This window comes from Arenimonas sp., from assembly GCF_044353605.1.
Classification (GTDB): domain Bacteria; phylum Pseudomonadota; class Gammaproteobacteria; order Xanthomonadales; family Xanthomonadaceae; genus Arenimonas.
On sequence record NZ_JBILBO010000003.1, the window covers coordinates 71,116 to 96,648 of the forward strand.

The following is a 25,533-nucleotide window of genomic DNA, read 5'->3' on the forward strand; positions in this document are numbered from 1 at the left end:
CATCGTCGGTCGTTTCAGCCGCCATCTTTTTTGGCATTAGCCGGCGGCGCTTCCACCGGTTTGGCTGGAACAATCCGGATGCCCTGTGCTTTCATCCAGGCATCGAAATCCTCCGGCGTCATTTTCTTGCCGTCCTGGGTCATGTTGAAACGCACCTCTTTCGGCTTCGGTGCTTCTTCCGCAGCCGGCGTTTCCACAACCGCAGGCTTCGGTGCCACCGACTTCTTCTCATTGGAACGTTTAGCCTCTTGCTTTGCAGCGGTCGATGCAGCAGCCGGCTTGGGCGTGGTTACCGTATTGGCTTTCTTGGCAACAACGTCCGTTTTTTTTGCCGCCGCTTTGGTGGCGGCCTTGGTTGCGCGCTGCTCTTCGATTTTCGCAAGAGCCGCCTTTTCCTGGGCCGCCGCTGCATTCAAATCGAGAGGTACAAGCATGGACAGGTCTTTCGCAGCATCGGGAACCGATTTACCGGCAACGAATGCTTGGTTAATCTGAATTGTCGACCATGGTTCAGCAGTTACTTTTAACGGGTTTTTGTCCAACACCATGAAATCGGCGGATTGTCCGACCTGCAAGCCGACAGGCCGGTTATCCGGATTCTGTATGCCGCTTTTCAGTGTTTTATAAGCATCACGGGAATAGCTCTGTTTGGCGACTGCGCTGGCCAACACGCGCTGCAGTGACGATTCGACCAGGATGACGGATGTTTCCTTAAACGCCATATCGAGATCCGCTTCCGTCAGCGTGACAATGGCCGGATCATAGCCCGTGCAGAACAGTCCCGACCCAGACGCAACGCGCTCGACCGTTGCGGCTTTCAGGGCAGCGATCAGATCTTCCTTGGTCTTGAAGTTCGGTTCTTGCCAGCAGTTCGGAATGTTTGAGACTCCTTGCAAGGCCAGGTCCTGCTGTACGCCGGTGACGATGGCAGGAATCAGGGTAGCGCCTGCCAGGTCGACTTGAAGGGTTGCCTTGCCGATCAATTTATCGGCTTCGGCCTTGGTGCCGACGAAGCTGATTTTGCCGTCCTTGACCGCCAGCGCTTCCACATAGGTGGGCTGCTCACCGGCCGTGGTCAGGATATCGCCCCCGGAATAAACCGAATCGGCGGCGTTTTCAGGTTCACGCGCACAACCCGAAAGCACCGCGACGGCAAGCAACACCGGTAGACGGAGTTTATTCAGGGCATTGAGACTTGGAATGGACATGATCGTTTCCTTGCGTCGACAAGATTCGGGAGGCCTGTAACAGCCGGTACCCAACAATATACCGAGTCGGTCGCGTGTAGACAATAAAAAAGCCCGGCCGAAGCCGGGCTTTTTCGTGACGCTTTGAACCGCTTAGTTCTGAACGTTCAGTTCGGTACGGCGGTTGGTTTCGCTCTTACAAGCCGGCGAGGTTTGCTCGGTGGCTTCCAGCGGACGGCTTTCGCCATAACCGTTCGGACCCGCCAGACGGCCGGCATCGATGCCTTTGCTGGTCAGGTAGTCATACACGGTTTGCGAACGGCGCTGCGACAGGCCTTGGTTGTAGGTGTCTTTGCCGCAAAGGTCGGTGTGACCGGCGACTTCAACACGCAATTCCGGGTACTTGGCCAGCACGGCAACGGCTTCATCAAGAATCGCGACCGCATCAGGACGCAGGGTGGCTTTATCGAAGTCGAAGTTCACGCCTTTCAGGTCGATGCTCAGCTTGACCGGGCAACCGTCGGCGCCGATAGTCTGGCCAGCTTCCGAGTTCGGGCACTTGTCGTTGCAATCGTTGACGCCGTCATTGTCACCGTCAAGGGTGTCGCAGGTCGGAGCGGCAACCACCGGAGCGGCAAGGTCGCCCAGCTTCACGAGAATCGAAGCAGCGGCATACAGGTCGACGAAACCACCGATGTCACCAACGAATTGGTCGTTTTCGGTGTGGCTGTCGTAACGGGCACCGGCTTCCACGCGGAAGTCAACGCGCTTGCGACGGTCGGTTTCGATACCGGCACCGAGCTTGGCAGCCCATTCGGCGCCATCATAGACACCGTCGGCGATATTGTGATCGGTTGCACCCAGACCACCAACGATGTAGGGATCCCAGGCGCGGCCGTCTTTGGTGAAGTAGTAACGGGCGTTCAGGAAAATCGAATTGAGATCCCAGTTCACATCGCCGCTGATCGGATCGATGTCGAGGTTCGGGCTGGCTTGATCATAGGCCAGTTCCAGACCGAAGTTTTCGGACAGACGCTTACCGATGCCGACGCCGTAAAGTTCGGAGTTGGACACATCAAGACGTTCGCTATCGGTACCGAGAACGCCGAGGGTGCCGGAAATGTACCAGCGATCATCGAATTCCTGGGCAGCAGCAGCTTGCGAGAAGCCGACGGCGCTGAGAAGAGCAAGGCCAAGTAGATTTTTCTTCATTTTTACATCTCCATTTTACATGTGGAAAATAGCTACAAATCGATACAGGCGTAAGCGCCCGCAGTGTCAACGACCGTAAACCCTGTTCGAATCGTTAACGCCAAAATAACACTTTTGGGAGAAATTGCAAGCCTTTAGGGGGAAAAGTTCCATAAATTTTCACATCTCCTTTCTTCGAGTTCCTTAGCCATTTCTTATACATACAGGGACTTTTCCGCTACCGTAATCCCCCGCTCATTCTCTATGAAGCCCTTTCCAAGCCACCTAACTATCGTCCGATTCCACTGATCGCCGAGACGACACACCTGATCGGGAGAGCCTGTTTTTTCTCATTTTTTTAACTATACTTAGGCGTATGGTTTGCGGAATCCGCATCACCTCCCAATAAAGAAGGCATGCCCCATGAATCCTCCCGCATTCCAGAACCTGTTCCGTCCGCTCGACCTTGGTTTCTGTACCCTGCCTAACCGCATTCTCATGGGGTCCATGCATACCGGTCTAGAAGACAAGCGCGCCGACTATCCGAAACTGGCCGCCTACTTCAGGGAGCGTGCCGAAGGCGGTGCCGGCTTGATGGTCACAGGAGGCATCGCTCCGAACATCCGTGGTTGGCTCAAACCCTTCGGCGGCAAACTGAGCTGGCGGCTTGAAGTGGCCCCGCACCGTCAGGTCACTGACGCAGTACATGGAGCCGGAGGACGAATCGCCATGCAAATCCTGCATGCCGGGCGATACGGATACCACCCCCTGTCCGTATCCTCCATGGCCAAAAAGGCGCCGATCAACCCGTTCACGCCGCAGGCCCTGAGCGCCCGTGGCATTGAAAAGACCATCCGTGATTACGTTCAGAGCGCATTACTGGCCCGAGAAGCCGGCTATGACGGCGTTGAAGTCATGGGATCCGAAGGCTACTTGATCAACCAGTTCGTCTCCCCACAGCTGAACGGCCGCAGTGATGACTGGGGCGGTGATGCCGCGAAGCGCCGTCGTTTCGCGGTGGAAATCGTTACCCGGATGCGTGAGGCCGTTGGTCCGGATTTCATCATCATTTACCGTCTCTCCATGCTGGAGCTGGTCCCCGAAGGCCTGGCATGGCCGGAAATCGTGGAACAGGCCAAAGCGATCGAAGCGGCCGGCGCCACCATCATCAACACCGGTATCGGCTGGCATGAGGCGCGGGTACCGACCATCGCCACGTCGGTGCCGCGCGCGGCCTTCGCCGGAGTCACCGCCAAGCTAAAGCCGCATGTGAAGCTGCCGCTGGTCGCCACCAACCGCATCAACATGCCCGATGTCGCCGAGCAGATTCTCGCCGAGGGCCAGGCCGACATGATATCCATGGCGCGCCCCCTGCTGGCCGATGCACAATGGCCGAACAAGGCCAGAACCGGAAAAACGCACCTCATCAACACCTGTATCGCCTGCAATCAGGCCTGCCTCGATCACGTCTTCGAGAACAAAAAAGCCTCCTGCCTGGTGAATCCGCGTGCCTGCCGTGAAACCGAATTGAATTACTTACCAATCACGTCGAAAAAACGCATCGCGGTCGTGGGTGCAGGACCGGCCGGTCTGAGTTTCGCCACCGTCGCCGCCGGACGCGGCCACGACGTCACGCTATTTGATGCGGCTTCGGAAATCGGTGGGCAATTCAACTACGCCAAGCGCATTCCCGGCAAAGAGGAGTTCCACGAGACCCTGCGCTATTACGGCAATCTGCTGACCGAAGCCGGCGTTACCGTGAAACTCGGGCACACCCTGGATGCGACTCAGCTGCAACAGGCCGGATTCGACGAGATCGTGATTGCCACCGGCATTATGCCGCGCGACCTGCACCTGTCGGGCAGCGATCATCCGAAAGTCCTCGGCTACCTTGACGTGCTGCGTGATAACGCACCAGTCGGCAAATCGGTCGCCATCATCGGCGCCGGCGGCATCGGATTCGATGTGGCCGAGTTCCTTCTGCATACGCAATCGGCAAGCCTTGACCCACGTCGCTGGATGCAGGAATGGGGTGTCGATCCCTCGTTCGAAAGCAAAGGCGGGCTGTGCAAAGCCGAACCGCATGAATCCAATCGGCAGATCTGGTTACTTCAACGCAGTGCCGGAAAACCCGGAGCGCGTTTGGGCAAGACCACCGGATGGATTCACCGCGCGGCGCTCAAGATGGGTGGCGTACAGGCTTGGGGCGGCATTGAATACGTGGCTGTCGATGATGCCGGCCTGCATATAAAAAAAGATGGCGAGGCCATGGTGTTGCCGGTCGATCATGTCATCGTTTGCGCGGGTCAGGAACCCCGCCGGACGCTCCATGACGCATTGCAGGGACTCGGTCTCAGCTCGCACCTCATCGGCGGCGCCGAGCAGGCGGGAGAGCTGGATGCCAAGCGCGCAATTGCACAAGGCGCTGAGCTGGCGTCACGCCTCTGAACGGAATCACTTCCGCCAGTAGCGCTCCATCTCCAAGTAGGTGAACGACGCCGACCAGGTGATTAGCACAAATCCGGTCAGCGACATGGTGCCGGCGATGAAGCGGAGCGGACCCACCGGAACGACATCGCCGAATCCAACCGTGGTATAGGTCATTGCTGATAGATATACTGCATCGAAGAGATGCAGCGGGTTAGCACCCACAACATATCCAGTCCCGGGAAACATGGTTAAAAGCCATACGGCTGCCCCGAAAATCCAGATTTCGGTGACATGAAGGGCTAGCACTGAAAAAATTGAATACAGCACTTTACGCCGGGAATGCAGTTCACGGCGCTTGGTCAGCCAGTTGGAAATCAGCGCCAGACCCTCATAGTGCACGAGAACAGCAAGACTGACCGCGAGGGTGGTCGCGCAGATCACGACGGTATTGGCTTGCCAATCACCGTAAAGGGTAATCATGGGCTTTCCGGAGCGCTGTAGGCATTGTCTTGCGGCACTCTCAGCAGCCCTTGCATCAGTACACGCGCGCTGCGGCTCATGATAGCTTTGCGTACTGTCCACCGCCCGTCGTTATGTCGTGCCTCTGCACCCACACGCAAGGTGCCGCTGGGGTGCCCGAAGCGAACAGACGGATGCAGGTCGCCGCCGGCCGCCCGGTTCACCACCGTACCGGGAATGGCCGCCGCCGTCGCAATGGCCACGGCGCAGGTACCCATCATGGCGTGATGCAGTTTTCCCATCGATAACGCCCGCACCTGCAGATCAGTCTCGGCAGCCGCAATGCGCTTGCCGCTGCTGGTGATGTAATCCGCCGGCGGGGCCACGAAAGCCACTTTTGGCGTGTGCTGACGTGAAACGGCATCCGTCACGGTTTTAATCAATCCCATACGTACTGCACCATGGGCTCGGATGCTTTCGAACATGGCCAGCGCTTTGGCATCGCTGTTAATGGTGTCCTGCAGCTCGATACCGGTGTAGCCGATGTCGGCGGCATTGATGAACACAGTCGGGATACCGGCGTTGATCAGGGTCGCTTCAAGAGTGCCGATGCCGGGGACTTCCAGCGAATCGGTCAAATTGCCGGTCGGAAACATGGATCCGCCGCTCTCGTCTTCCCCCTCATCAGCCGGATCGATGAACTCGAGCACGATTTCAGCGGCCGGGAAAGTGACGCCATCGAGTTCAAAATCACCGATCTCCTGTACTTCACCGCCACGAACCGGAACGTGCGCCAGAATGGTCTTGCCGATATTGGCTTGCCAGATGCGGACGGTACAGATGCCATCATGCGGCACACGCGACGGATCAAGCATGCCATGGGCGATGGCGAAGGGTCCGACTGCTGCAGACAGATTGCCGCAGTTGCCGCTCCAGTCGACGAAGGCGGTGTCGATGGCGACCTGGCCGTACAGATAGTCGACATCATGATCGGGCACGCTGGCTTCGGAAATGATGACGCATTTGCTGGTGCTCGACGTCGCCCCGCCCATGCCATCGGTGTGTTTGCCGTAAGGATCGGGCGAACCGATGACCCGCATCAGCAGGGCATCGCGGGCACCGCCGGGCTGCTGCGCTGCCTTTGGCAGATCCTGTAACCGGAAGAACACGCCCTTGGACGTCCCGCCACGCATGTAGGTGGCCGGAATACGGAGCTGAGGCGCTGTGTTCATGTCAGCTTTCCTTTGTCGCGTCGAGGAAGTCCTGGGCGAAACGTTGAAGCACGCCGCCGGCTTCATAGATGGAAACCTCTTCATCCGAATCCAGGCGGCAAATCACGGGCACTTCAAGCAAATCACCGTTTCGTCGATGGATAATCAGGGTCATACGCGCACCGGGTTTTCGATCGCCGCGGACATCAAAGGTTTCACTGCCATCAATGCCGTGGGTGAGCCGTGACTCGCTCGGAAGAAATTCCAGCGGCAGCACACCCATGCCGATCAGGTTGGTCCGGTGAATACGCTCGAAGCCTTCGGCAACGATCGCCTCCACACCGGCAAGACGGACACCTTTGGCCGCCCAATCTCGCGAGCTGCCTTGGCCGTAATCGGCACCGGCGATGATGATCAACGGCTGCTTGCGGGCCATGTAGGCTTCAATGGCTTCCCACATGCGGGTGACCCGCCCTTCCGGCTCGATACGGGCCAAAGAGCCCTGCTGCACTTTTCCATCCGAATCCCGCACCATTTCGTTGAGCAGTTTCGGATTGGCGAAAGTCGCGCGCTGTGCTGTCAGATGGTCGCCGCGATGGGTGGCATAGGAGTTGAAATCCTCTTCAGGCACGCCCATGCCCGCCAGGTATTCACCGGCGGCACTATCCAGCATGATGGCATTGGATGGCGACAGATGGTCGGTAGTGATGTTGTCGCCGAGCACCGCCAAAGGCCGCATGCCCTGCAGCGTGCGCTCACCGGCCAATGCCCCTTCCCAATAAGGCGGACGGCGGATGTAGGTGCTCATCGGGCGCCAATCATACAGCGGTTCAACCGGATTCCCACTTTCAATTCGCGCCGTGAACATGGGTTCGTACACCCGCCGGAACTGTTCCGGTTTGACACTGGTCTTGACCACCGCATCGATTTCTTCATCGCTCGGCCAGATATCGCGGAGCAATACCGGGTTGCCCTGTGCATCGATGCCCAGCGGGTCCTTTTCGATGTCGAAGCGAACCGTGCCGGCGATGGCATAGGCAATCACCAACGGCGGCGAGGCCAAAAAAGCCTGCTTAGCATAGGGGTGGATGCGTCCGTCGAAATTGCGGTTGCCCGACAGCACAGCGGTCGCATACAGGTCACGCTCGATGATTTCCTGCTGAATCGCCGGTTCCAGAGCGCCACTCATGCCGTTGCAGGTCGTGCAGGCGAAGGCCACGATGCCGAATCCGAGCTGCTCAAGATCATCGAGCAGACCGGCCTCTTTCAGATACAGCTCGACGACTTTGGAACCGGGCGCCAATGACGATTTCACCCACGGCTTGCGGCACAGACCCTTGGCATTGGCATTGCGCGCCAACAGAGCGGCAGCGATGACGTTGCGCGGATTCGAGGTGTTGGTGCAGGAGGTAATGGCGGCGATGATGACCGCGCCGTCCGGCATCAGACCGCTTGCCTCATCGGATCTGCCCTCATCCAGCTTGGCGGAATCGGCGATACCGCGCTCGGCCAAAGCACTGGTCGGCAAGCGTTTGTGCGGATTGGAAGGACCGGCCATGTTGCGCACGACCGTGGACAGGTCGAAATGCAGCGTGCGCTCATAGTGCGCATCCGCCAGCATGTCGGCCCACAGTCCGGTCGCTTTCGCATAGGTTTCAACCAAGGCCACCTGCGCATTGCTGCGGCCGGTCAGCCGCAGGTACTCCAAGGTATTTTCGTCGATGAAAAACATTGCGGCGGTGGCGCCGTACTCCGGGGCCATGTTGGAAATCGTGGCGCGGTCGCCGATGGTCAGTGCCGAAGCGCCCTCACCGCGGAATTCGAGATAGGCGCCGACGACCTTGGATTGCCGGAGGAACTCGGTCAGCGCCAGTACGACGTCGGTGGCAGTGATGCCGGGTTGCGGTCTTCCCGCCAGTTCAATACCGATGATTTCGGGCGTGCGCATCCAGGAGGCACGGCCGAGCATGACGCTTTCGGCTTCCAGACCCCCCACACCGACAGCAATGACGCCGAGGGCATCCACGTGCGGCGTGTGGCTGTCGGTACCCACACAGGTGTCCGGAAATGCCACCCCGCCCTGCACCTGGACCACCGGTGACATTTTTTCCAGATTGATCTGGTGCATGATGCCGTTGCCGGGCGGAATGACTTCAACGTTGTGAAAAGCCTGTTTAGTCCAGTCAATGAAATGAAAACGATCTTCATTGCGGCGATCTTCAATGGCGCGGTTCTTGGCGAATGCATCCGGATCGTAACCGCCGCACTCGACGGCAAGCGAATGGTCGACTATCAGCTGGACCGGCACCACCGGATTGACTTGCGCCGGATCGCCGCCCATGTCCGCAATGGCATCGCGCAGGCCGGCCAGATCGACCAAAGCGGTCTGGCCGAGAATGTCATGGCAGACCACACGCGCGGGAAACCAAGGGAAGTCCAGATCGCGCCTGTTGTCGATCAGCTGGCGGAGAAAGTCATCCCGGCGCGACGGCGCGGCGCGCCGTACGATGTTTTCCGCATGCACACGCGCGGTGTAAGGCATGCGCGCATATGCACCTGGCTGCATGGCTTCAACGGCCGCCTGCACATCGAAATAATCAAGTGTGGTATTCGGCAGGCGCTTGCGGTAGTCGGTATTCATCGTTTCTCGATTGGAACATACACGCGGTCTTCTTCGCCGATATAATTCGCGCTCGGGCGGATTATTTTGCCGTCAATGCGCTGCTCGATGACATGCGCCGACCAGCCGGAGGTGCGTGCTATGACGAATAATGGCGTGAACATGGCCGTCGGAATGCCCATCATGTGATAGGCCGAAGCCGAATACCAGTCGAGATTCGGGAACATCTTTTTCATGTCCCACATCAGCGTCTCGATCCGTTCGGATATATCGAAAAGATTCCGGTTTCCGCCCTCGGTGCAGAGTGCCCGTGAAATTTCCTTGATGATCGGATTGCGCGGATCACCGATGGTGTACACCGGATGCCCGAAACCGATGACGATTTCCTTGCGTTCGACCCGGGCCCGGATATCAGATTCGGCGTCATCCGGCGAATCATAGCGCGCGATGATTTCCATCGCCACTTCGTTGGCGCCGCCGTGCTTCGGGCCGCGCAAGGCACCGATGGCGCCAGTAATGCAGCTGAACATGTCGGAACCGGTTCCGGCAATGACGCGCCCGGTGAAGGTCGAGGCATTGAATTCGTGTTCGGCATACAGGATCAGCGAACGGTCCAATGCCCTTGCGTGGGATTCACCGGGTACCGCGTCATGCAGCAGATGCAGGAAATGCGCAGCGATGGAATCGTCGTCGGTTTCAACGTTTATCCTGCGGCCGTTGCGGGTGAATTGCCACCAATAGATAAGCATCGAACCAAAAGAAGCCATCAAACGATCCGCGATGTCCTTGGCTTCCGCTTCAGTGTGGCCGTCGCTTTCAGGCAGCACGTTGCCGAGCATGGAACAACCGGTTCGCATCACATCCATCGGATGGGAGTTGGCCGGAATAAGCTCCAAAGCATTCATCACCAACTTCGGCAGACCGCGTAAGCCCTTTAATTTTGTTTTATATGCGGCCAACTGAGCTGCATTCGGCAATTCGCCATGCACCAGCAGATGCGCCACTTCCTCGAAGCTGGCGTTTTCGGCCAGATCCTTGATGTCGTAACCGCGGTAATGCAAGTCATTGCCGCTGCGGCCGACTGTGCATAAAGCGGTGTTGCCGGCGGCCGTTCCACTGAGTGCAACGGATTTTTTGGCTTTCGGGAGCACTTGTTCAGTCATGGGCATTCCTTATTTCTTGTCGGCGAATAACGTGTCTAGTTTGTCTTCATAGCTGTGGTAATTCAGGAAATCATACAGTTCGGCGCGGGTCTGCAAGGTATCGATGATGTTTTTCTGGGTGCCGTCGCGGCGGACGGTTTCGTAGAAATTCAGCGCGGCCTTGTTCATGGCGCGATAGGCGCCGCAACAATACAGGGCGATGTCCACGCCGGCATCGCGCAGTTCATCGGTGGTGTAGAACGGCGTCGAGCCGAATTCGGTCAGGTTGGCCAGAATCGGTACCTTCACCGCCGCTTTGAATTTGCGGTAATCCTCAAGCGAGCTCATCGCTTCCGGGAAAATCATGTCGGCCCCGGCCTCGACATAAGCCACAGCACGTTCTATGGCGGCATCCAGACCTTCAACGGCGGCGGCGTCGGTACGCGCCATCAGTACGAAGCCCGAATCGATACGAGCGTCGACGGCGGCTTTGACGCGGTCGGTCATTTCCTGCAGGCTGACCACTTCCTTGCCGGGCCGATGACCACAACGCTTCTGGCCGACCTGGTCTTCCATGTGCACGGCAGCCACACCGATGCGCTCGAAACTGCGGATGGTGCGGGCGATATTGAATGCCCCGCCCCAGCCGGTGTCGATATCGACCAGCAACGGCATGCCGGTAGCGTCGACGATGCGACGGGCATCGGTGAGCACGTCTTCCATGGTGCTGATGCCCAGATCTGGAATACCGAGCGAGTTGGCGGCAACGCCGCCGCCGGAAAGATACAGGGCCTTGTAACCCGTGCGTTTGGCCATCAGGCCGGCATAGGCGGTGATGGCGCCCATCACCTGCAAGGGTGATTCTTCGGCGACTGCAAGACGGAATGATTGGCCGGGTGTTTGCATTGAATGCCCCTAAAGTGTGAAAGGCGGCCGAAGCCGCCTTTCGGAATTACAGCAGATTGGCAACGCCGGCGCGTTCCTCTTCCAGCTCGGCCAGGGTTTTGTCCATCGCGGCGCGGCTGAAGGCATCGACCGGTAGGCCTTCGATGCGGCTGTATTCACCGTTGGCGCAGGTCACCGGCACGCCGTACATGACACCCTCGGGAATACCGTAGCTGCCATCGGACGGAACGCCCATGGTGACCCACTTGCCGTTGGTGCCAAGCACCCAGTCACGGATGTGATCGATGGCAGCATTGGCGGCAGAGGCCGCCGACGACAGACCGCGTGCTTCGATGATGGCGGCACCGCGTTTACCGACCTGCGGGATGAAGGTATTGGCATTCCAGTCGGCATCGTTGATCTTGTCTTTCAGGGAAACACCGCCAGCGGTAGCGAAGCGATAGTCCGGATACATGGTCGGGCTGTGATTGCCCCAGACCACCATCTTCTCGATGTCACCGACCGCAACACCGGCTTTGCCCGCCAGCTGGCTGAGCGCGCGGTTATGATCAAGACGCAGCATGGCGGTAAAGTTCTTTGCCGGCAGGTCCGGCGCCGACTTCATCGCGATGTAAGCGTTGGTGTTGGCCGGATTGCCGACCACCAGCACCTTGACGTTGCGCGAAGCGACGGCATTCAGGGCCTTGCCCTGCACAGTGAAGATCTTGGCGTTTTCCAGCAGCAGGTCCTTGCGCTCCATGCCCGGTCCGCGCGGACGGGCGCCGACCAGCAAAGCGACGTCGACATCTTTGAATGCGACCATCGGATCATCGGTACCGACCATGCCGGCCAGCAACGGGAACGCGCAGTCTTCCAGTTCCATCATCACGCCCTTGAGCGCGGCTTGGGCTTTTTCCATCGGCAATTCGAGCATCTGCAGGATGACCGGCTGGTCCTTGCCCAGCATTTCGCCGGAGGCGATGCGGAACAGCAGGGAATAACCGATTTGGCCGGCAGCGCCGGTCACAGCAACACGGATGGGGGCTTTCATGGGGTTCTCTCCGGGATTAGGTCAATTCAGTGAAAAATTCAACGAAGCGTTTCAGGCCTTCCGGCAACTGTGCGCTCGGGCAGGTATAGGAAATACGCAAGGACTTCGGTTCGCCGAAGGCGGAACCGGGAACGCAGGCCACGCCTTTGGCATCCAGCAGCGCGTTGCAGAAATCGACATCGTTGCCGATAACTTTGCCGTCATGCGATTTTCCGAAGGCGCTGGAAATATCGGGGAATACGTAGAACGCACCCTGCGGCCGCGGACAGACCAGACCCGGAATCGAATTCATGGCATCCATCACCATGTCGCGCTTGCGCTGGAATTCGGCGTTCTTCTCGGTCGGCACATCCTGCGGGCCGGTCAAGGCAGCCACGGCAGCGGCGGTGACCACTTCCGGAATATTGGTGATGTGGTTCGAATTCAGGGTGGTGATGGCCTTGGCAACGCTTTCCGGTCCGGCAATGAAACCGACGCGCCAGCCGGGCATGCCATAGGTCTTGGACAGCGAATCAACGAAGATCACGCGTTCGCGCAGCTCGGGACGGAACTGGATGAAGTTGTGGTAACCCAGACCGTCAAACACCATGCGGTGATAAATGTCGTCGGCGATGATCCAGGTGTCGGGATACTTGACCAACACCTCGGCCAGCGCCGCGATTTCGGCTTTGTTGTAAACCATGCCGGTCGGATTGTTCGGGTTGTTGAACAAAAAAACTTTGGGCTTCTGCTGCAAAGCCGCATCCAGCTGTTCCGGCGTGATCTTGTAATTCTGGCTGGCCGGGCATTTCAGATGCAGAGTTTTCGCATTCAGGATATCGGCGATGTCCTGGTAGGTGGTCCAGTACGGCACCGCGAAGGCGATGGTATCGCCTTCATCCAGCAAGGCTTCGGCCAAGTTGTAGAGAATGTGCTTGGCGCCGATGCCGGTCGCGATATTTGCGCGGGCATAGCCAGTGAGTCCGGCGCACTCGATATGTCCCAGGAAGGCATCCAGCAGAACATCCGCACCCCGGTTGGATCCGTATTGACCGGAATCCTTGGCGAGTGCTTCGGCCGCCGCCGCGTAAATATGCGGACCGGGCAGGAAGTTCGGGACGCCGATGGAAAAGCTGATGATGTCGCGGCCTGATGCCTTCAGGGCTTTGGCCTTTTCAGCGACCGCCATGATGGCGGAGGGTTTGGCGCGGCCGATGCGCTGGGCGAGTGCAGGCATGATGCGGTTCCGGAATTTGTTGTGGAAAATCGGTGACATATCATATCATGACGACAAGCCGCGCATGGTCCGGCTGCCGCCATCCGGCGCCTTCCGGTCCGGCCACCACGGGGAATAACATGTTGATTCGCCACAGTACGGCAAGGATTGCAGCACTCCTCTTCGGCATGCTTTGCAGCAGCATCAGTATTGCCGCCGGAAATGCCAGAACTGCAACAGGCCCAAACGGCGAACCGATCAAGATCCATGGCAGTCTGGTCATCATCGAACCCGACATCGAATTGACCGAAGTCAGTGCCGGCGGCCTTCAGGAGCCCCGTCGGGAATGGACCGCGGCGGCGCGGACGAACTACCCGGTGGTGGTCAAACAGCTGTTGGCGCATGAAAACGGCCCCGCAGTCAGCATTTACGATGTTCCCGATGACACGCTGCCCGGATCGCGGCTCGGTCAGATGTTGCGACTTAATCAGGAAGTGTCGATGAGCATCGCCCAGTATTCAGCCGCTGGCAGCGTGCTGGCTACCAAAAAAGACCCGCTGACCGGAAAACCCCTGCATGACTGGCAGTTGGGTCAAGGCGTACAGGAAATCCGAACAGCGACCGGCGCCGATTATGCCCTGTTCACCTATGTCCGCGACAGTTATGCCAGCTCCGGACGCACCGCTTTGCGCACCTTTGCCCTGATTGCCGGTGCCGCCATGGGCGCCTATGTCGATATCGGCGGCGGAATGCAGGTTGGCGTGGCCAGCGTGGTCGATCTGCGCACCGGACAGATCGTTTGGCACAACCTGATGGTCAAACAGAGCGGTGATCTGCGCGATGCCGAGGGCGCGCGTGCAGCAGTCAAGCAACTACTGAAGGACTTACCCCTATGAGACTCGCCGGCGCCGTGCTCTGCGCATTTTTGGCGCTCGTTCCAACGGTGCAAGCAGTCGATGCGCCTGCACTGAAACCGGGCGAAAAACCGCAGCCCGGCAGCACTGAAGCCGAGCTCTGGTACGGCATGGACCAGGCCGAGAAGCAAATCCGGGACTCGCCGCTTCGCGTCACCGACCCCGCACTCAACGGCTATGTGCAGGAAGTGCTCTGCGAGGTCACCGCGGATTACTGCAAAGACCTGCGCCTCTACATCATCGACGTGCCGGTATTCAACGCCTCCATGGCGCCGAACGGCGTGGTTCTGGTATTTTCCGGAGCGCTGCTGCGCATGCAGGATGAAGCCGAGCTCGCTCTGGTGCTCGGCCATGAATTCGCCCATTACCGCCAGCGCCACAGCCTGCAGAGCTGGGACAAAGCCAAGGACACCACGGCCTTTCTCGCCACCTTCGGCGTGCTGACCTGGGTCGGCGGCGCAGGCTTGGCCGGCGGCATCGCCCAGATGGCGGGCCTGGCCAATATGATGCAGTTCTCACGCGATAAGGAACGCGAAGCCGATGATATCGGCTTCGAAATCGTCAGTGAACTCGGCTATGACCCGCAGGCCGGCGTTCGCATCTGGCAGCGCATGCAGAATGAGGAAAAAGCCAATGTCCGCGCCAAGCACAGTCCGGTTTTCGCAAGCCATCCGAAAACCTCAGAACGCCTGGAGGACATGGCGGCGGCAGCGGCAGGCTATAAAGGCACTTTCAAGACAAACCAACAGGCCTTCGATGTCGCCACCGAGCCCTATTTGCAGAACTGGCTGGAAGCCGAATTGAGCCGCCGCATGTATGACACCAGTATCCAGGTCATCCGCGACCTGCGCGCCGGTGCGCGGCCGGAACTGGAAGGCATCTATGATTTCTACCAAGGCGAGGCGCTGCGTCGCCGCAAAAAGCCCGGCGATCTCGAACAAGCCGATATTCTCTACACGCGCGCTGTCAGTAATGCCAATGCACCGGCCGAGGTCTGGCGTGAATACGGCTTTGCCATGGAACGCAGCAGAAAGCGCGACGAAGCACTTTTCGCCTTGAAATCCTATCTTGCCAAGAAACCGGAAGCCGGCGACCGCCTGTTCATTGAACAGGACATCGTCCGACTGGAGACCAAACCATGAGCGTGAACTGCGTACGACTTTTTTTTCTTGCCATTGCGGCCGCTTTACTCAGCGCCTGCGCCAGCAGCGGCGGCAGTCTGCAGAAAGCGGGATCGACGGCGGAAGTTTACGGCATGGTCATTACCAGCGATCTTAACTGGTCACGCATAAAAATGCCGCGACAGGAACTGTGGACCATCGATGGCCCGGGACTCAACAGTCTCATCCTGCTGCCGGACACCAAACCGGGCGAACATGTGTTCCATCTGGCCAAGGAACGAAAATCCAGGCCGGACGGCCCTTGGTACCGTAGCGGCATGCGACCGGATGAACTGCGTGATGTCATTCTGGATGCCATTCGTGAGCAGGGCTGGGCCGATGTCGAGAGCAGCAACTTCAGACCACATGGATTCTCCGGCACACCGGGGGTACGCTTCGATGTCCAGCAGACCAGTCCGGAAGGACTGCGTTACAAGGCAAGTGTCGGCGCTTTCGAGCGCAATGGCCGCTTAACCGTGCTGTATTGGAAAGCTCCAGAAGAATATTATTATGGGCGCGATATGCAAGCCGTCAATCGGCTGATTGATTCCATCGGTTTCATTCCGGCAAACCCATAAACGGAACCGGGCGCCGAAGCGCCCGATTCATTTCAAACCGTCTTACTCTGGCGCGGCCTCAGCCGTTCAGAATGGCGTTCCACTGGCTGATGCGCTCGGCCTGCGAAGCCAGAAGCACGGAAGCATCACCTTCAATGACCGCGGCCTGGATGACATCGCCCTGACGGATGGCATCGACTACCGCTTGATCGGCATCGGAAACCACTTCACCGAAAACGGTGTGCTTGCCGTCCAGCCAATCGGTCGCGGTGTGGGTAATGAAGAACTGGCTGCCATTGGTGCCAGGACCGGCATTGGCCATCGACAGCATGCCGGCTTTGCCATGGCGCGCTTTCGGGCTGCATTCATCTTCGAAACGGTAGCCAGGACCGCCATTGCCGACGCCATTCGGGCAACCGCCTTGAATCATGAAATCCGGAATCACCCGATGGAATTTCAGGCCGTTGTAATAGCCGCGCTGGATCAGGTTGACAAAATTGGCCACGGTCAGCGGCGCGATGTCGGCGAACAGCTTCAGGCGAATGGTGCCTTGGTCGGTGGTCAGAACGGCGGTTAAATCGGACATGGCACACTCCGGAATCAATGAATAAGGGTTGAATAGGATGCCATAAATCGCCTTAACATGCCCTAACAGGGTATAATAATCGGCTTACTTACTTACCGTATATGCCGACTCCAGGCAGCCCTTCCCTATGTCCATTGAAAACCTCCGCAATATCGCCATCGTCGCCCACGTCGATCACGGCAAGACCACTCTCGTCGATTGCCTGCTGAAGCAGTCGGGCACCTTCAGCGAACGTACGATCACCACCGAGCGGATGATGGACAGCAACGATCAGGAAAAAGAACGCGGCATCACCATCCTGTCGAAGAACACCGCGATCAACTGGAACGGCAACCGCATCAATATCGTCGACACCCCCGGCCACGCCGACTTCGGCGGAGAGGTCGAGCGCGTGCTGTCGATGGTCGATTCGGTACTTATTCTGGTCGACGCCATGGACGGCCCGATGCCGCAGACCCGCTTCGTGACCCAGAAGGCATTCGCGATGGGCTTCAACCCGATCGTGGTCATCAACAAGATCGACCGACCGGGCGCGCGTCCGGACTGGGTCATCGATCAAGTGTTCGACCTGTTCGACAAGCTCGGCGCCACCAACGAGCAGCTCGACTTCCCGATTGTTTATGCCTCGGCACTGCACGGCTATGCCAGCCTGGACGATTCGGCCCGCGATGGCGACATGACCCCGCTTTACGAAGCGATCATGAAGCATGTTCCCGCTCCGAAAGTCGATCTGGACGGTCCGTTCCAGATGCGCGTCAGCCAGCTTGATTACAACAACTTCGTCGGCCTGATCGGCGTCGGCCGCATCCAGCGCGGCAAGGTCCGCACCAACATGTCGGTCAGCGTGGTCGACCGCCAAGGCAAGAAGCGTCAGGGCAAGGTGCTGCAGGTGCTCGGCTTCCTCGGCCTGGAACGCGTTGAAGTAGCTGATGCCGAAGCCGGTGATATCGTCGCCATTTCCGGTGTCGCCGACTTGAGCATTTCCGACACCATCTGCGCCCTGGAAACTCCGGAAGCCTTGCCGGCCCTGACCGTCGACGAGCCGACCATCTCGATGACTTTCCAGGTCAACAACTCCCCGTTCGCCGGCAGCAAAGACCACAGCGGCGGCAAATTCATCACCAGCCGTCAGATCCGCGAGCGCCTCGAGCGCGAAACCCTGCATAACGTCGCACTGAAGGTCGAGGAAGGCTCGGATCCGGATAAATTCCTGGTGTCCGGCCGCGGCGAACTGCATCTGTCCGTGCTCATCGAAACCATGCGCCGCGAAGGCTTCGAACTTGCCGTGTCGCGCCCGGAAGTCATCATCAAGGAAGTCGACGGCCAACTCATGGAGCCAATCGAACAGCTGGTGGTCGATATCGAAGAAGTCCACCAAGGTGGCGTCATGGAGAAACTCGGTATCCGTAAGGCCCAGCTCAAGAACATGGAGTCCGACGGCAAAGGCCGCGCACGTCTCGACTACATGATTCCGGCGCGGGGCCTGATCGGCTTCCAGAACGAGTTCCGTACCCTGACCCAAGGTTCGGGCCTGTTATTCCATGTATTCGACCACTACGGTCCGAAAGAACAGGGTGCCATTGCCAAACGCACCAATGGCGTGATGATTGCCAATGCCCCGGGTGCCACTCCGGCTTATTCGCTTGGTCCATTGCAGGATCGCGGCAAGCTGTTCGCCGCTGAAGGCGATAATGTTTACGAAGGCCAGCTGATCGGCATTCACTCCAAGGACAACGACCTCACCGTCAACGCCATCAAGGCCAAGCCACTGACCAACATGCGCGCATCCGGTAAAGACGATGCCATCAAACTCAGCCCGGCCATCAAATACACGCTCGAACAGGCCCTGGACTTCATTGAAGACGACGAACTGGTGGAAGTGACTCCCAAGGAAATCCGTCTGCGCAAGAAGCATCTGACCGAAAACGAGCGCAAGCGCGCCAGCCGTAGCTGATTGAAAACCCCGCGCAAGCGGGGTTTTTGTTTATGCTGTAATTCGGATTTGCCGGAGACTCCATGGAAATCGATACCACGCTCTGGCTATTGACCGCCCTCGCCGGCTTTGCCGCCGGCCTGATTGACAGCATCGTCGGTGGTGGCGGGCTGGTACTGACGCCGGCCATGCTCAATCTGCATCCGGGGTTGAGTATCCTGCAGGCCATCGGTACCCAGCGCACCAGCTCGATCATGGGGACTTCGGTCGCGGCCTGGAATTATCTGCGAAAAATCCATGTCGAGCGCCGCATCATCCTGCCGGCCTGTGTCGCCGCCATGACTGCGTCCGCCATTGGCGTGCAATTTGCCAAACGCATCGATCCGGAAGTCCTGAAATGGACTGTTTTGATTCTTTGCGTGGTGCTGGCGATATATACGGCACTGAAAAAGGATCTTGGCATGAAAGAAGATCGACGCTTCCACCCAAAACATGAAAGCATCGCCGCCATTGCCATCGGAGCAAGCACCGGTTTTTACAATGGCCTGATCGGGCCGGGCACCGGCACCATCATGGTATTCGCCTTCGTCAGCTTTCTCGGACTCGACTTCCTCAAATCCTCGGCGGTATCCAAAGCGGCCAATGTCTCGGCCGATATCAGCTCCTGGACCGTGCTGTTGCTGAGTGGATTCGTGCTTTGGGTTCTGGCGCTGCCATTGATAATCGGCAATATGCTGGGAAGCTATATCGGCAGCCACTTGGCCATCCGCAAAGGCCAGGCTTTCGTTCGGGCCGTCTTCCTTGTCATTGTACTGGCTCTCATTGCCCGTCAGGTCTGGCAACTGACCATGGCCTGAGTGATCGTTTGCGGACTGACTACGTATGCAGGGGCTTGTGTGCCGGCCTTCAGACTGCATAAATTAGTGCATCCCTTTCAGCCCCTGGATTGCCCATGATGCGTTTGCTCATTTTCCCCTTGATACTGATGCTGTCCGGAATTTGCGAGGCCAAACTTTCGGTCGGTGACCCTGCCCCCTTCCGCCTTGGCAAGAACGCCAAAAGTGGCGAGGAAGTCATCCTGCAGGATTATGCCGGCAAGATTACCGTAGTGCACTTCTGGGCCACCTGGTGCGATTACTGCTTCAAGAGTCTGCCCGCCATGGAATACATGCAGGAGCAGCTTGGTCTGGCCAATCTTCAGGTGGTTTCCATCGCGGTGAAGGACGAAGCGAAATCTGTCAACAAAATCACCGCCGAGCTCAAGGAGCTGTCGATGGTGTCTGCAGTGGATAAAACAGGCAAAGCCATGGAGGCCTTCGGTGACGATTACATGCCGAATGTCTGGATCATCGGCCGCGATGGAAAAATCGCCGCGCAGACCCAGGTCAAGAACGACGAGGATCTAAAGAAGGCCATCAAGTTGGTCGAAGCCACTCTGCGGGCAAAGTAATGCACTTCTTTAGAGACTGGCCAGCCACTCGTCATCCGAGCCTTCGTTGACGCCTTCGAACAGGAAGGTGCTCAGATAACGCTCGCCGGTATCGGGCAACATCGCCAAGATGACAGCGCCTTCGGGTGCCGATTCAGCGACCTTCAAGGCCGCCGCAAAAGTCGCCCCAGCTGAAATCCCCACGAACAAGCCCTCTTCGGCTGCCAGACGGCGGGCCGTGTCGCGCGCGGTAATGTCATCCACCGGGATGTTGTCATCGGGTACGGCGCGGTTGAGCACAGCCGGGACGAAGTCTGGCGTCCACCCTTGGATTTTGTGCGGTTGCCATTCGTTGCCGGCCAACAGCTGCGCGCCAGCTGGTTCGGTGGTGACGATGCGCACTTCAGGTCGGGCCACTTTCAGCACTTCACCGACGCCTGTGAGCGTGCCGCCCGTACCCCAGCCACTGACGAAATAATCCAGACGCTCACCGGCGAAATCGCGCAGGATCTCGGCCGCCGTGGTATTGCGATGGTAGGCCGGATTGGCGGGATTCTCGAATTGACGGGCAAGAAACCAGCCGTGTTTATCGGCAAGCTCCTGGGCACGACGCACCATGCCGCTACCACGTTCGGTGGCAGGCGTAAGAATGACCTTGCCGCCATAGGCACGGATGAGTTTACGTCGCTCCATCGAAAAAGTTTCGCTCATCACCGCTACGAACGGATAACCGCGGGCGGCGCAGACCATGGCCAAAGCGACACCGGTATTGCCGGAAGTCGCTTCGACGACCGTCTGCCCCGGTTTCAGGGTTCCGCCCTTTTCGGCATCGATGACGATGGCGTAAGCCAGACGGTCCTTGACCGAACCTCCGGGATTGAAGAATTCGACTTTGGCCAGCATCCTGACATGCCGCGGCGCGATGCGCTCAAGACGGACAACGGGCGTACGTCCGATGGTATCGAGGATGGAGTCATGAATCATGGCGGCGACCTTCAAGGAGGGAGAGTGATGAATCTATCCCCATTCAGGGCTGGTGTAAATTACAAATCACCGCGCCGTCTATAAGCACTTGTTTATATGCCCAGGCGTTTCTTTCTAGCGCAAGCTGCCTTGCTTATGAACGATCGACATGGCGATCTCAAGCGACTGTTCGTAATTCAGGCGCGGATCGACAGAGGACATATACGCCCTTTCAAGATCGACCTCAAGTAAATCACGCGCGCCTCCGAGACATTCCGTCACGTTCTCACCGGTCAGCTCCAGATGTACGCCGCCCAAATGCGATCCTACGGCAGCATGTACATCGAAACTGCGTTCAAGCTCGGCCTTGATATTGTCGAATCGGCGGGTTTTGTACCCATTGGAAGTGGATTCGGTATTGCCGTGCATCGGATCGCAGACCCAAAGCACGCGTGCGCCGGCGGATTTCACGGCACGGATCAGGCGCGGAAGCTCCTTGTCGACATTATCGGCACCGAGTCGGTGGATCAAGGTCAGTCGGCCCGGTTCATTGTCCGGGTTGAGTGTTTCGCACAAGCCTGCGATCTGCGCGTCGGTGACACCCGCTGAAATCTTGATGCCGATCGGATTGGCGATGCCACGGAAATAGGCGACATGGGCGCCGTCGAGCTGCGCGGTGCGCATGCCGATCCAAGGGAAATGGGTAGACAAGTTGAACCAACCATCCTGGCGCGGCACACGACGGGTCAAGGCTTCCTCGTAGGGCAGCAACAGTGCTTCATGCGAGGTGTAGAAATCGGTGCGGTTGACGTTGTGCGCCGGCTCGCCGGAAATGGTTTCCATGAAACGGATGGCATCGCCGACCGACTGCACGAGTTTGTTGTACTGGTCCGCCTGCGGCGACTGCGATACCCAACCCAGATTCCAGTACTCCGGATGATGCAAATCGGCAAAACCGCCATCGATCAATGCGCGCACGAAATTCATGGTCATGGCCGAACGCGCATGGCCTTTGACCATCCGGCGCGGATCAGATACACGGGCCGATTCGGTGAACTCGGGACCGTTGATGAAATCACCCCGGTAACTGGGCAGGGTAATGCCGTCTTTGGTTTCCAGGTCAGCGGAGCGCGGCTTGGCGTATTGCCCGGCGAAACGCCCGACACGCACCACCGGTTTGCGCAGTCCATGTACCAATACCAGACTCATCTGCAGCAGAACCTTCAGGCGGTTCGAAATGAGTCCGGACTCGCAATCGGCGAAGCTTTCCGCGCAATCACCGCCTTGAAGCAGGAAACTGCGCCCTTCTTGGGCATCCGCGATGCGCTGTTTGAGCGCGAGGATTTCAGAGGACGTCACCAGTGGCGGCAACAACGACAGTTCCGCCTGTACCGTTTCCAATGCTGAGGCATCAGGATAGTTCGGTTGCTGCAACGCGGTGAAATTCCGCCAGCTGGCCGGTTGCCAGGCGTTATTATTCGGCATTTCAGTTCTCAGGATTTACGGATGGCGGGATAGACGGCAAGAGCAATGACACCGATGTACAGAACGAGCGTCCACATCGGCATGCTGAATCCAAGGAATGACCAGTCGATTTTGGCGCACTCGCCGGAGCCCTTGAATACGGTTGTCAGCGCATCACGCAAGGGCATGGCATCAATGATGTAACCCAAATCCATGCCGCCGCAGAAGGCGCGCGGATCCGAAGGAGCAAGCTGGATGGCGACATGACGGCCGGCAATCAACAGACCGCCCAGTGCGCTCAGCGAGACCAAGCTGGCGTGGATGCGCCGCCAAGCGCGTGATTTCGGATTGTGCAAGGCGCCGATGAGGAAAAACACACCTGCGGCAATGAAAGCGACCCGCTGCAGGATACACAACGGGCACGGTTGCATCAGCATGTGATACTGCACGTACAAAGCATAAGCGATGGCACCGAAACAACCAATGGCGCCAAGGAAGTAGTAGGTACGGAAAGACCAGCTCAGGGGATTCATCAGGGACTTCATTTCAGCGGATTTCTCCATTAACACTACCGTTTTTACCCGCAATTGGCAAAGACTTTTGCAAAAAAAAGCCCCGGAAACCGGGGCTTTTTTGGACACAGTTAACGCTTATTCAGCGGCTGCGGCCGAAGCCTGCGGACGGTCGACCAGCTCGACGTACGCCATCGGAGCATTGTCGCCGGGACGGAAACCGCATTTCATGATGCGCAGATAGCCACCCGGACGTTCCTTGTAACGCGGGCCGAGTTCAACGAACAGCTTGCCGACGGCTTCTTTATCACGCAGACGCGACATAGCAAGACGACGATTGGCAACGCCATCGATTTTACCGATGGTGATTAGCGGCTCAGCCACGCGGCGGAGTTCCTTGGCTTTCGGCAAGGTGGTACGGATCAGTTCGTGCTTGAACAGGGAAGCCGCCATGTTGACGAACATCGCTTCGCGGTGGGCACTGGTGCGGCTGAATTTACGGCCGGATTTTTGGTGACGCATGGTCGTGATTCCTAATCGGAGCGCGGATAGATGTCCGCGCTGTGTTTAATTAACCCAACATTCCCAGCTGGTGGCTGGCCGGCGGCCAGTTTTCCAGCTTCTGACCGAGGGTGAAGCCACGCTGGGCCAGCACATCCTTGATCTCGGTGAGGGATTTCTTGCCCAAGTTCGGGGCCTTCAACAGTTCGACTTCCGTGCGCTGGACCAGATCACCGATGTAATAGATATTTTCGGCTTTCAGGCAGTTGGCGGAGCGGACGGTCAGTTCCAGATCATCGATCGGACGCAGCAGAACAGGATCAACGCCCGGACCTGCCGGTTTCTTGTCCTGATCGGCACGCTTGGTGAAGTCACCGAACACCGACAGTTGGTCGGTCAGGATGTCGGCCGCGGTGCGGATGGCGTCTTCGGCATCGATGGTACCGTTGGTTTCGATATCGAGAACCAGTTTGTCCAGATCGGTGCGCTGCTCGACACGGGCGGCAACCACTTCGTAGGCCACGCGACGGACCGGCGAGAAGCTGGCATCGAGGACGAGGCGTCCGATGGTGCGGGTTTCATCATCCGGGCGGCGGCGTGCCGAAGCCGGCTGGTAGCCGAAGCCACGCTCGACCTTGAGACGCATGCTGATCGAGGCATCCTTGGTCAGCGTGCAGATCACGTGCTCCGGATTCAGGATTTCGACCGTATGGTCAGCCTTGATGTCACCGGCAGTCACTTCACCCGCGCCCGATTTGCTGAGGGCCAGGGTGGTGTGATCGACGCCGTTAAGGCGCAGGGCGACATCTTTCAGGTTGAGCAGGACTTCGAGCACATCTTCCTGCAAGCCTTCAATGGTGCTGTATTCGTGCAACACTCCGTCGATTTCGACTTCAGTGATGGCGAAGCCGGGAATCGAGGACAGCAGGACGCGGCGAAGCGCATTGCCGAGGGTGTGGCCGTAGCCGCGTTCCAACGGCTCGATCACAACTTTCGCGCGGTGGGCACTACTACGTTCAATGACTGGGCCGCGCGGACGCAGCACTTGGTGGGCAGTTACCGTCATGGGTGATGACACTCCTGAAGAATATTACTTCGAGTACAGTTCGACGATCAGCGCTTCATTGATGTCCGAAGGCAGATCCGCGCGGTCCGGAATCGCTTTGAACACGCCGGAGAATTTGTTGCTGTCCACTTCACACCAGCTCGGGACGAGGTCCATCTGCTGGGCAAGGTTCAGCGCTTCCTGCACATTCAAGTGCTTTTTCGCGCGTTCGGTCAGTTCGATGCTGTCGCCAGCCTTGACCTGATAAGACGGCAGGTTGACGCTCTTGCCGTTGACCAGGATGGCCTTGTGCGACACCAGCTGACGGGCAGCCGGACGGGTGACTGCGAAGCCCATACGGTAAACCACGTTGTCGAGACGGGTTTCCAGGATCTGCAGCAGCATCTCACCGGTGTTGCCTTTGCGGCGGGCAGCTTTCGCGTAGTAACCGCGGAACTGACGCTCCAGCAAACCATAGATACGCTTGACCTTCTGCTTTTCACGCAACTGGGTCGCGTAATCCGACAGCTTGCCTTTCTTGGCGGCGCCGTGCTGACCGGGTTTCTGTTCGAGTTTGCACTTCGAATCGAGGGCACGTGCCGGGCTTTTCAGACTGAGGTCTGCGCCTTCGCGACGTGACAGTTTACATTTAGGACCAATATAACGAGCCATGACTTATTGTTCTCCTTCCCTTAGACGCGGCGCTTTTTAGGCGGACGGCACCCGTTGTGCGGGATTGGGGTCACGTCGATGATGTTCATGATTTTGTATCCGCATGCATTCAATGCGCGGACGGCGGATTCACGGCCCGGACCCGGACCTTTGATGCGGACTTCCAGGGTTTTCACGCCGTAATCCAAGGCGGTTTTGCCGGCCTTTTCCGAGGCGACCTGAGCCGCGAAAGGAGTGGATTTGCGCGAACCGCGGAAACCGGCACCACCGGAGGTGGCCCAGCTCAGAGCATTGCCCTGACGGTCGGTGATCGTGATGATCGTGTTGTTGAAGGAAGCGTGGACGTGGGCGACGCCGTCGGTGACGACGCGCTTGATCTTCTTCTTCGCTTTGGTGGCAGCTGCAGCTTTGCTCATGTGCGTACTT

General features: G+C 58.2%; 24 protein-coding genes. 7 read left to right on the forward strand and 17 right to left on the reverse strand.

The features are described 5' to 3' along the window. Positions 1-14 precede the first annotated feature (14 nt). Both ACIQ1A_RS02750 and ACIQ1A_RS02755 read right to left on the reverse strand, forming a co-directional pair. On the reverse strand, positions 15-1,208 hold the full coding sequence (locus ACIQ1A_RS02750; protein ID WP_395769672.1) for a hypothetical protein: 1,194 nt from the start codon (positions 1,206-1,208) through the stop codon (positions 15-17). A gap of 132 nt (positions 1,209-1,340) precedes the next feature. Beyond that, positions 1,341-2,399 (reverse strand): outer membrane beta-barrel protein, encoded by a 1,059-nt coding sequence (locus ACIQ1A_RS02755; RefSeq protein ID WP_395769548.1) that lies wholly within the window; start codon positions 2,397-2,399, stop codon positions 1,341-1,343. A gap of 402 nt (positions 2,400-2,801) precedes the next feature. Between ACIQ1A_RS02755 and ACIQ1A_RS02760 the strand changes: the two genes are divergently transcribed. Continuing rightward, complete coding sequence (locus tag ACIQ1A_RS02760; RefSeq protein ID WP_395769549.1) at positions 2,802-4,826, forward strand: FAD-dependent oxidoreductase; 2,025 nt, start codon at positions 2,802-2,804, stop codon at positions 4,824-4,826. Between the two features lie 6 nt (positions 4,827-4,832). On the opposite strand, the gene ACIQ1A_RS02765 is transcribed toward ACIQ1A_RS02760, so the two are convergent. The 7 genes from ACIQ1A_RS02765 to ACIQ1A_RS02795 are packed head-to-tail and all read right to left on the reverse strand — an operon-like array spanning position 4,833 to position 13,392. Continuing rightward, positions 4,833-5,288, reverse strand: a complete 456-nt coding sequence (locus tag ACIQ1A_RS02765; RefSeq protein WP_395769550.1) for an ion channel — start codon at positions 5,286-5,288, stop codon at positions 4,833-4,835. Beyond that, positions 5,285-6,499: a 2-methylaconitate cis-trans isomerase PrpF gene (gene prpF / locus ACIQ1A_RS02770; protein ID WP_395769551.1), complete on the reverse strand. Its 1,215-nt coding sequence runs from the start codon at positions 6,497-6,499 to the stop codon at positions 5,285-5,287. The genes ACIQ1A_RS02765 and prpF overlap by 4 nt, the downstream gene beginning before the upstream one ends. A gap of 1 nt (position 6,500) precedes the next feature. Next, entirely contained in the window at positions 6,501-9,119 is a 2,619-nt protein-coding gene (acnD, locus tag ACIQ1A_RS02775; RefSeq protein WP_395769552.1) for a Fe/S-dependent 2-methylisocitrate dehydratase AcnD, read from the reverse strand. Then, complete coding sequence (gene prpC, locus ACIQ1A_RS02780; protein ID WP_395769553.1) at positions 9,116-10,261, reverse strand: 2-methylcitrate synthase; 1,146 nt, start codon at positions 10,259-10,261, stop codon at positions 9,116-9,118. The genes acnD and prpC overlap by 4 nt, the downstream gene beginning before the upstream one ends. A gap of 9 nt (positions 10,262-10,270) precedes the next feature. Beyond that, complete coding sequence (prpB, locus tag ACIQ1A_RS02785; protein WP_395769554.1) at positions 10,271-11,146, reverse strand: methylisocitrate lyase; 876 nt, start codon at positions 11,144-11,146, stop codon at positions 10,271-10,273. 46 nt (positions 11,147-11,192) lie between these two features. Continuing rightward, a complete protein-coding gene (locus ACIQ1A_RS02790; RefSeq protein WP_395769555.1) occupies positions 11,193-12,176 on the reverse strand; it encodes a malate dehydrogenase in 984 nt (327 codons plus the stop codon). Positions 12,177-12,192: 16 nt separating this feature from the next. Next, positions 12,193-13,392 carry an aminotransferase class I/II-fold pyridoxal phosphate-dependent enzyme gene (locus ACIQ1A_RS02795; protein WP_395769556.1) on the reverse strand — a complete coding sequence of 400 codons (1,200 nt, stop codon included), beginning with the start codon at positions 13,390-13,392 and terminating at the stop codon, positions 12,193-12,195. A 119-nt stretch (positions 13,393-13,511) separates the two neighbouring features. On the opposite strand from ACIQ1A_RS02795, the gene ACIQ1A_RS02800 reads away from it, so the two are divergent. From ACIQ1A_RS02800 to ACIQ1A_RS02810, 3 genes are read left to right on the forward strand one after another with little or no spacing between them, the layout of a single operon-like run. Next, positions 13,512-14,267 (forward strand): hypothetical protein, encoded by a 756-nt coding sequence (locus tag ACIQ1A_RS02800; protein WP_395769557.1) that lies wholly within the window; start codon positions 13,512-13,514, stop codon positions 14,265-14,267. After that, positions 14,264-15,427: a M48 family metalloprotease gene (locus ACIQ1A_RS02805; protein ID WP_395769558.1), complete on the forward strand. Its 1,164-nt coding sequence runs from the start codon at positions 14,264-14,266 to the stop codon at positions 15,425-15,427. The genes ACIQ1A_RS02800 and ACIQ1A_RS02805 overlap by 4 nt, the downstream gene beginning before the upstream one ends. Further along, on the forward strand, positions 15,424-16,023 hold the full coding sequence (locus ACIQ1A_RS02810) for a hypothetical protein (protein WP_395769559.1): 600 nt from the start codon (positions 15,424-15,426) through the stop codon (positions 16,021-16,023). Before ACIQ1A_RS02805 ends, ACIQ1A_RS02810 begins: the two co-directional genes overlap by 4 nt. A gap of 58 nt (positions 16,024-16,081) precedes the next feature. Here ACIQ1A_RS02810 and ACIQ1A_RS02815 read toward each other — a convergent pair whose 3' ends face one another. Continuing rightward, on the reverse strand, positions 16,082-16,588 hold the full coding sequence (locus ACIQ1A_RS02815; protein WP_395769560.1) for a peptidylprolyl isomerase: 507 nt from the start codon (positions 16,586-16,588) through the stop codon (positions 16,082-16,084). A 127-nt stretch (positions 16,589-16,715) separates the two neighbouring features. Here ACIQ1A_RS02815 and typA point away from each other — a divergent pair, with 127 nt between their 5' ends. The 3 genes from typA to ACIQ1A_RS02830 all read left to right on the forward strand — a co-directional run bounded on the left by typA (position 16,716) and on the right by ACIQ1A_RS02830 (position 19,971). Continuing rightward, positions 16,716-18,542 carry a translational GTPase TypA gene (gene typA / locus ACIQ1A_RS02820; RefSeq protein ID WP_395769561.1) on the forward strand — a complete coding sequence of 609 codons (1,827 nt, stop codon included), beginning with the start codon at positions 16,716-16,718 and terminating at the stop codon, positions 18,540-18,542. A 62-nt stretch (positions 18,543-18,604) separates the two neighbouring features. Next, positions 18,605-19,378: a sulfite exporter TauE/SafE family protein gene (locus ACIQ1A_RS02825; protein WP_395769562.1), complete on the forward strand. Its 774-nt coding sequence runs from the start codon at positions 18,605-18,607 to the stop codon at positions 19,376-19,378. A 95-nt stretch (positions 19,379-19,473) separates the two neighbouring features. Next, on the forward strand, positions 19,474-19,971 hold the full coding sequence (locus tag ACIQ1A_RS02830; RefSeq protein WP_395769563.1) for a TlpA family protein disulfide reductase: 498 nt from the start codon (positions 19,474-19,476) through the stop codon (positions 19,969-19,971). A gap of 9 nt (positions 19,972-19,980) precedes the next feature. Here the strand turns inward: ACIQ1A_RS02830 and cysK are convergent, their stop codons facing one another. The 7 genes from cysK to rpsK all read right to left on the reverse strand — a co-directional run bounded on the left by cysK (position 19,981) and on the right by rpsK (position 25,523). Beyond that, a complete protein-coding gene (gene cysK / locus ACIQ1A_RS02835) occupies positions 19,981-20,934 on the reverse strand; it encodes a cysteine synthase A (RefSeq protein ID WP_395769564.1) in 954 nt (317 codons plus the stop codon). 114 nt (positions 20,935-21,048) lie between these two features. Continuing rightward, positions 21,049-22,398 carry a class II 3-deoxy-7-phosphoheptulonate synthase gene (locus tag ACIQ1A_RS02840; protein ID WP_395769565.1) on the reverse strand — a complete coding sequence of 450 codons (1,350 nt, stop codon included), beginning with the start codon at positions 22,396-22,398 and terminating at the stop codon, positions 21,049-21,051. 8 nt (positions 22,399-22,406) lie between these two features. Beyond that, positions 22,407-22,910 (reverse strand): disulfide bond formation protein B, encoded by a 504-nt coding sequence (locus ACIQ1A_RS02845; protein ID WP_395769566.1) that lies wholly within the window; start codon positions 22,908-22,910, stop codon positions 22,407-22,409. A gap of 117 nt (positions 22,911-23,027) precedes the next feature. Beyond that, positions 23,028-23,411 (reverse strand): 50S ribosomal protein L17, encoded by a 384-nt coding sequence (gene rplQ / locus ACIQ1A_RS02850; protein ID WP_297799332.1) that lies wholly within the window; start codon positions 23,409-23,411, stop codon positions 23,028-23,030. 49 nt (positions 23,412-23,460) lie between these two features. Then, positions 23,461-24,456 (reverse strand): DNA-directed RNA polymerase subunit alpha, encoded by a 996-nt coding sequence (locus tag ACIQ1A_RS02855; protein ID WP_395769567.1) that lies wholly within the window; start codon positions 24,454-24,456, stop codon positions 23,461-23,463. 24 nt (positions 24,457-24,480) lie between these two features. Continuing rightward, positions 24,481-25,107: a 30S ribosomal protein S4 gene (gene rpsD, locus ACIQ1A_RS02860; RefSeq protein ID WP_297799329.1), complete on the reverse strand. Its 627-nt coding sequence runs from the start codon at positions 25,105-25,107 to the stop codon at positions 24,481-24,483. Between the two features lie 20 nt (positions 25,108-25,127). Then, the gene (rpsK, locus tag ACIQ1A_RS02865; protein ID WP_297799328.1) at positions 25,128-25,523 is read right to left on the reverse strand and encodes a 30S ribosomal protein S11; all 396 of its coding nucleotides are present in this window, start codon (positions 25,521-25,523) and stop codon (positions 25,128-25,130) included. Between the last annotated feature and the right edge of the window lie 10 nt (positions 25,524-25,533).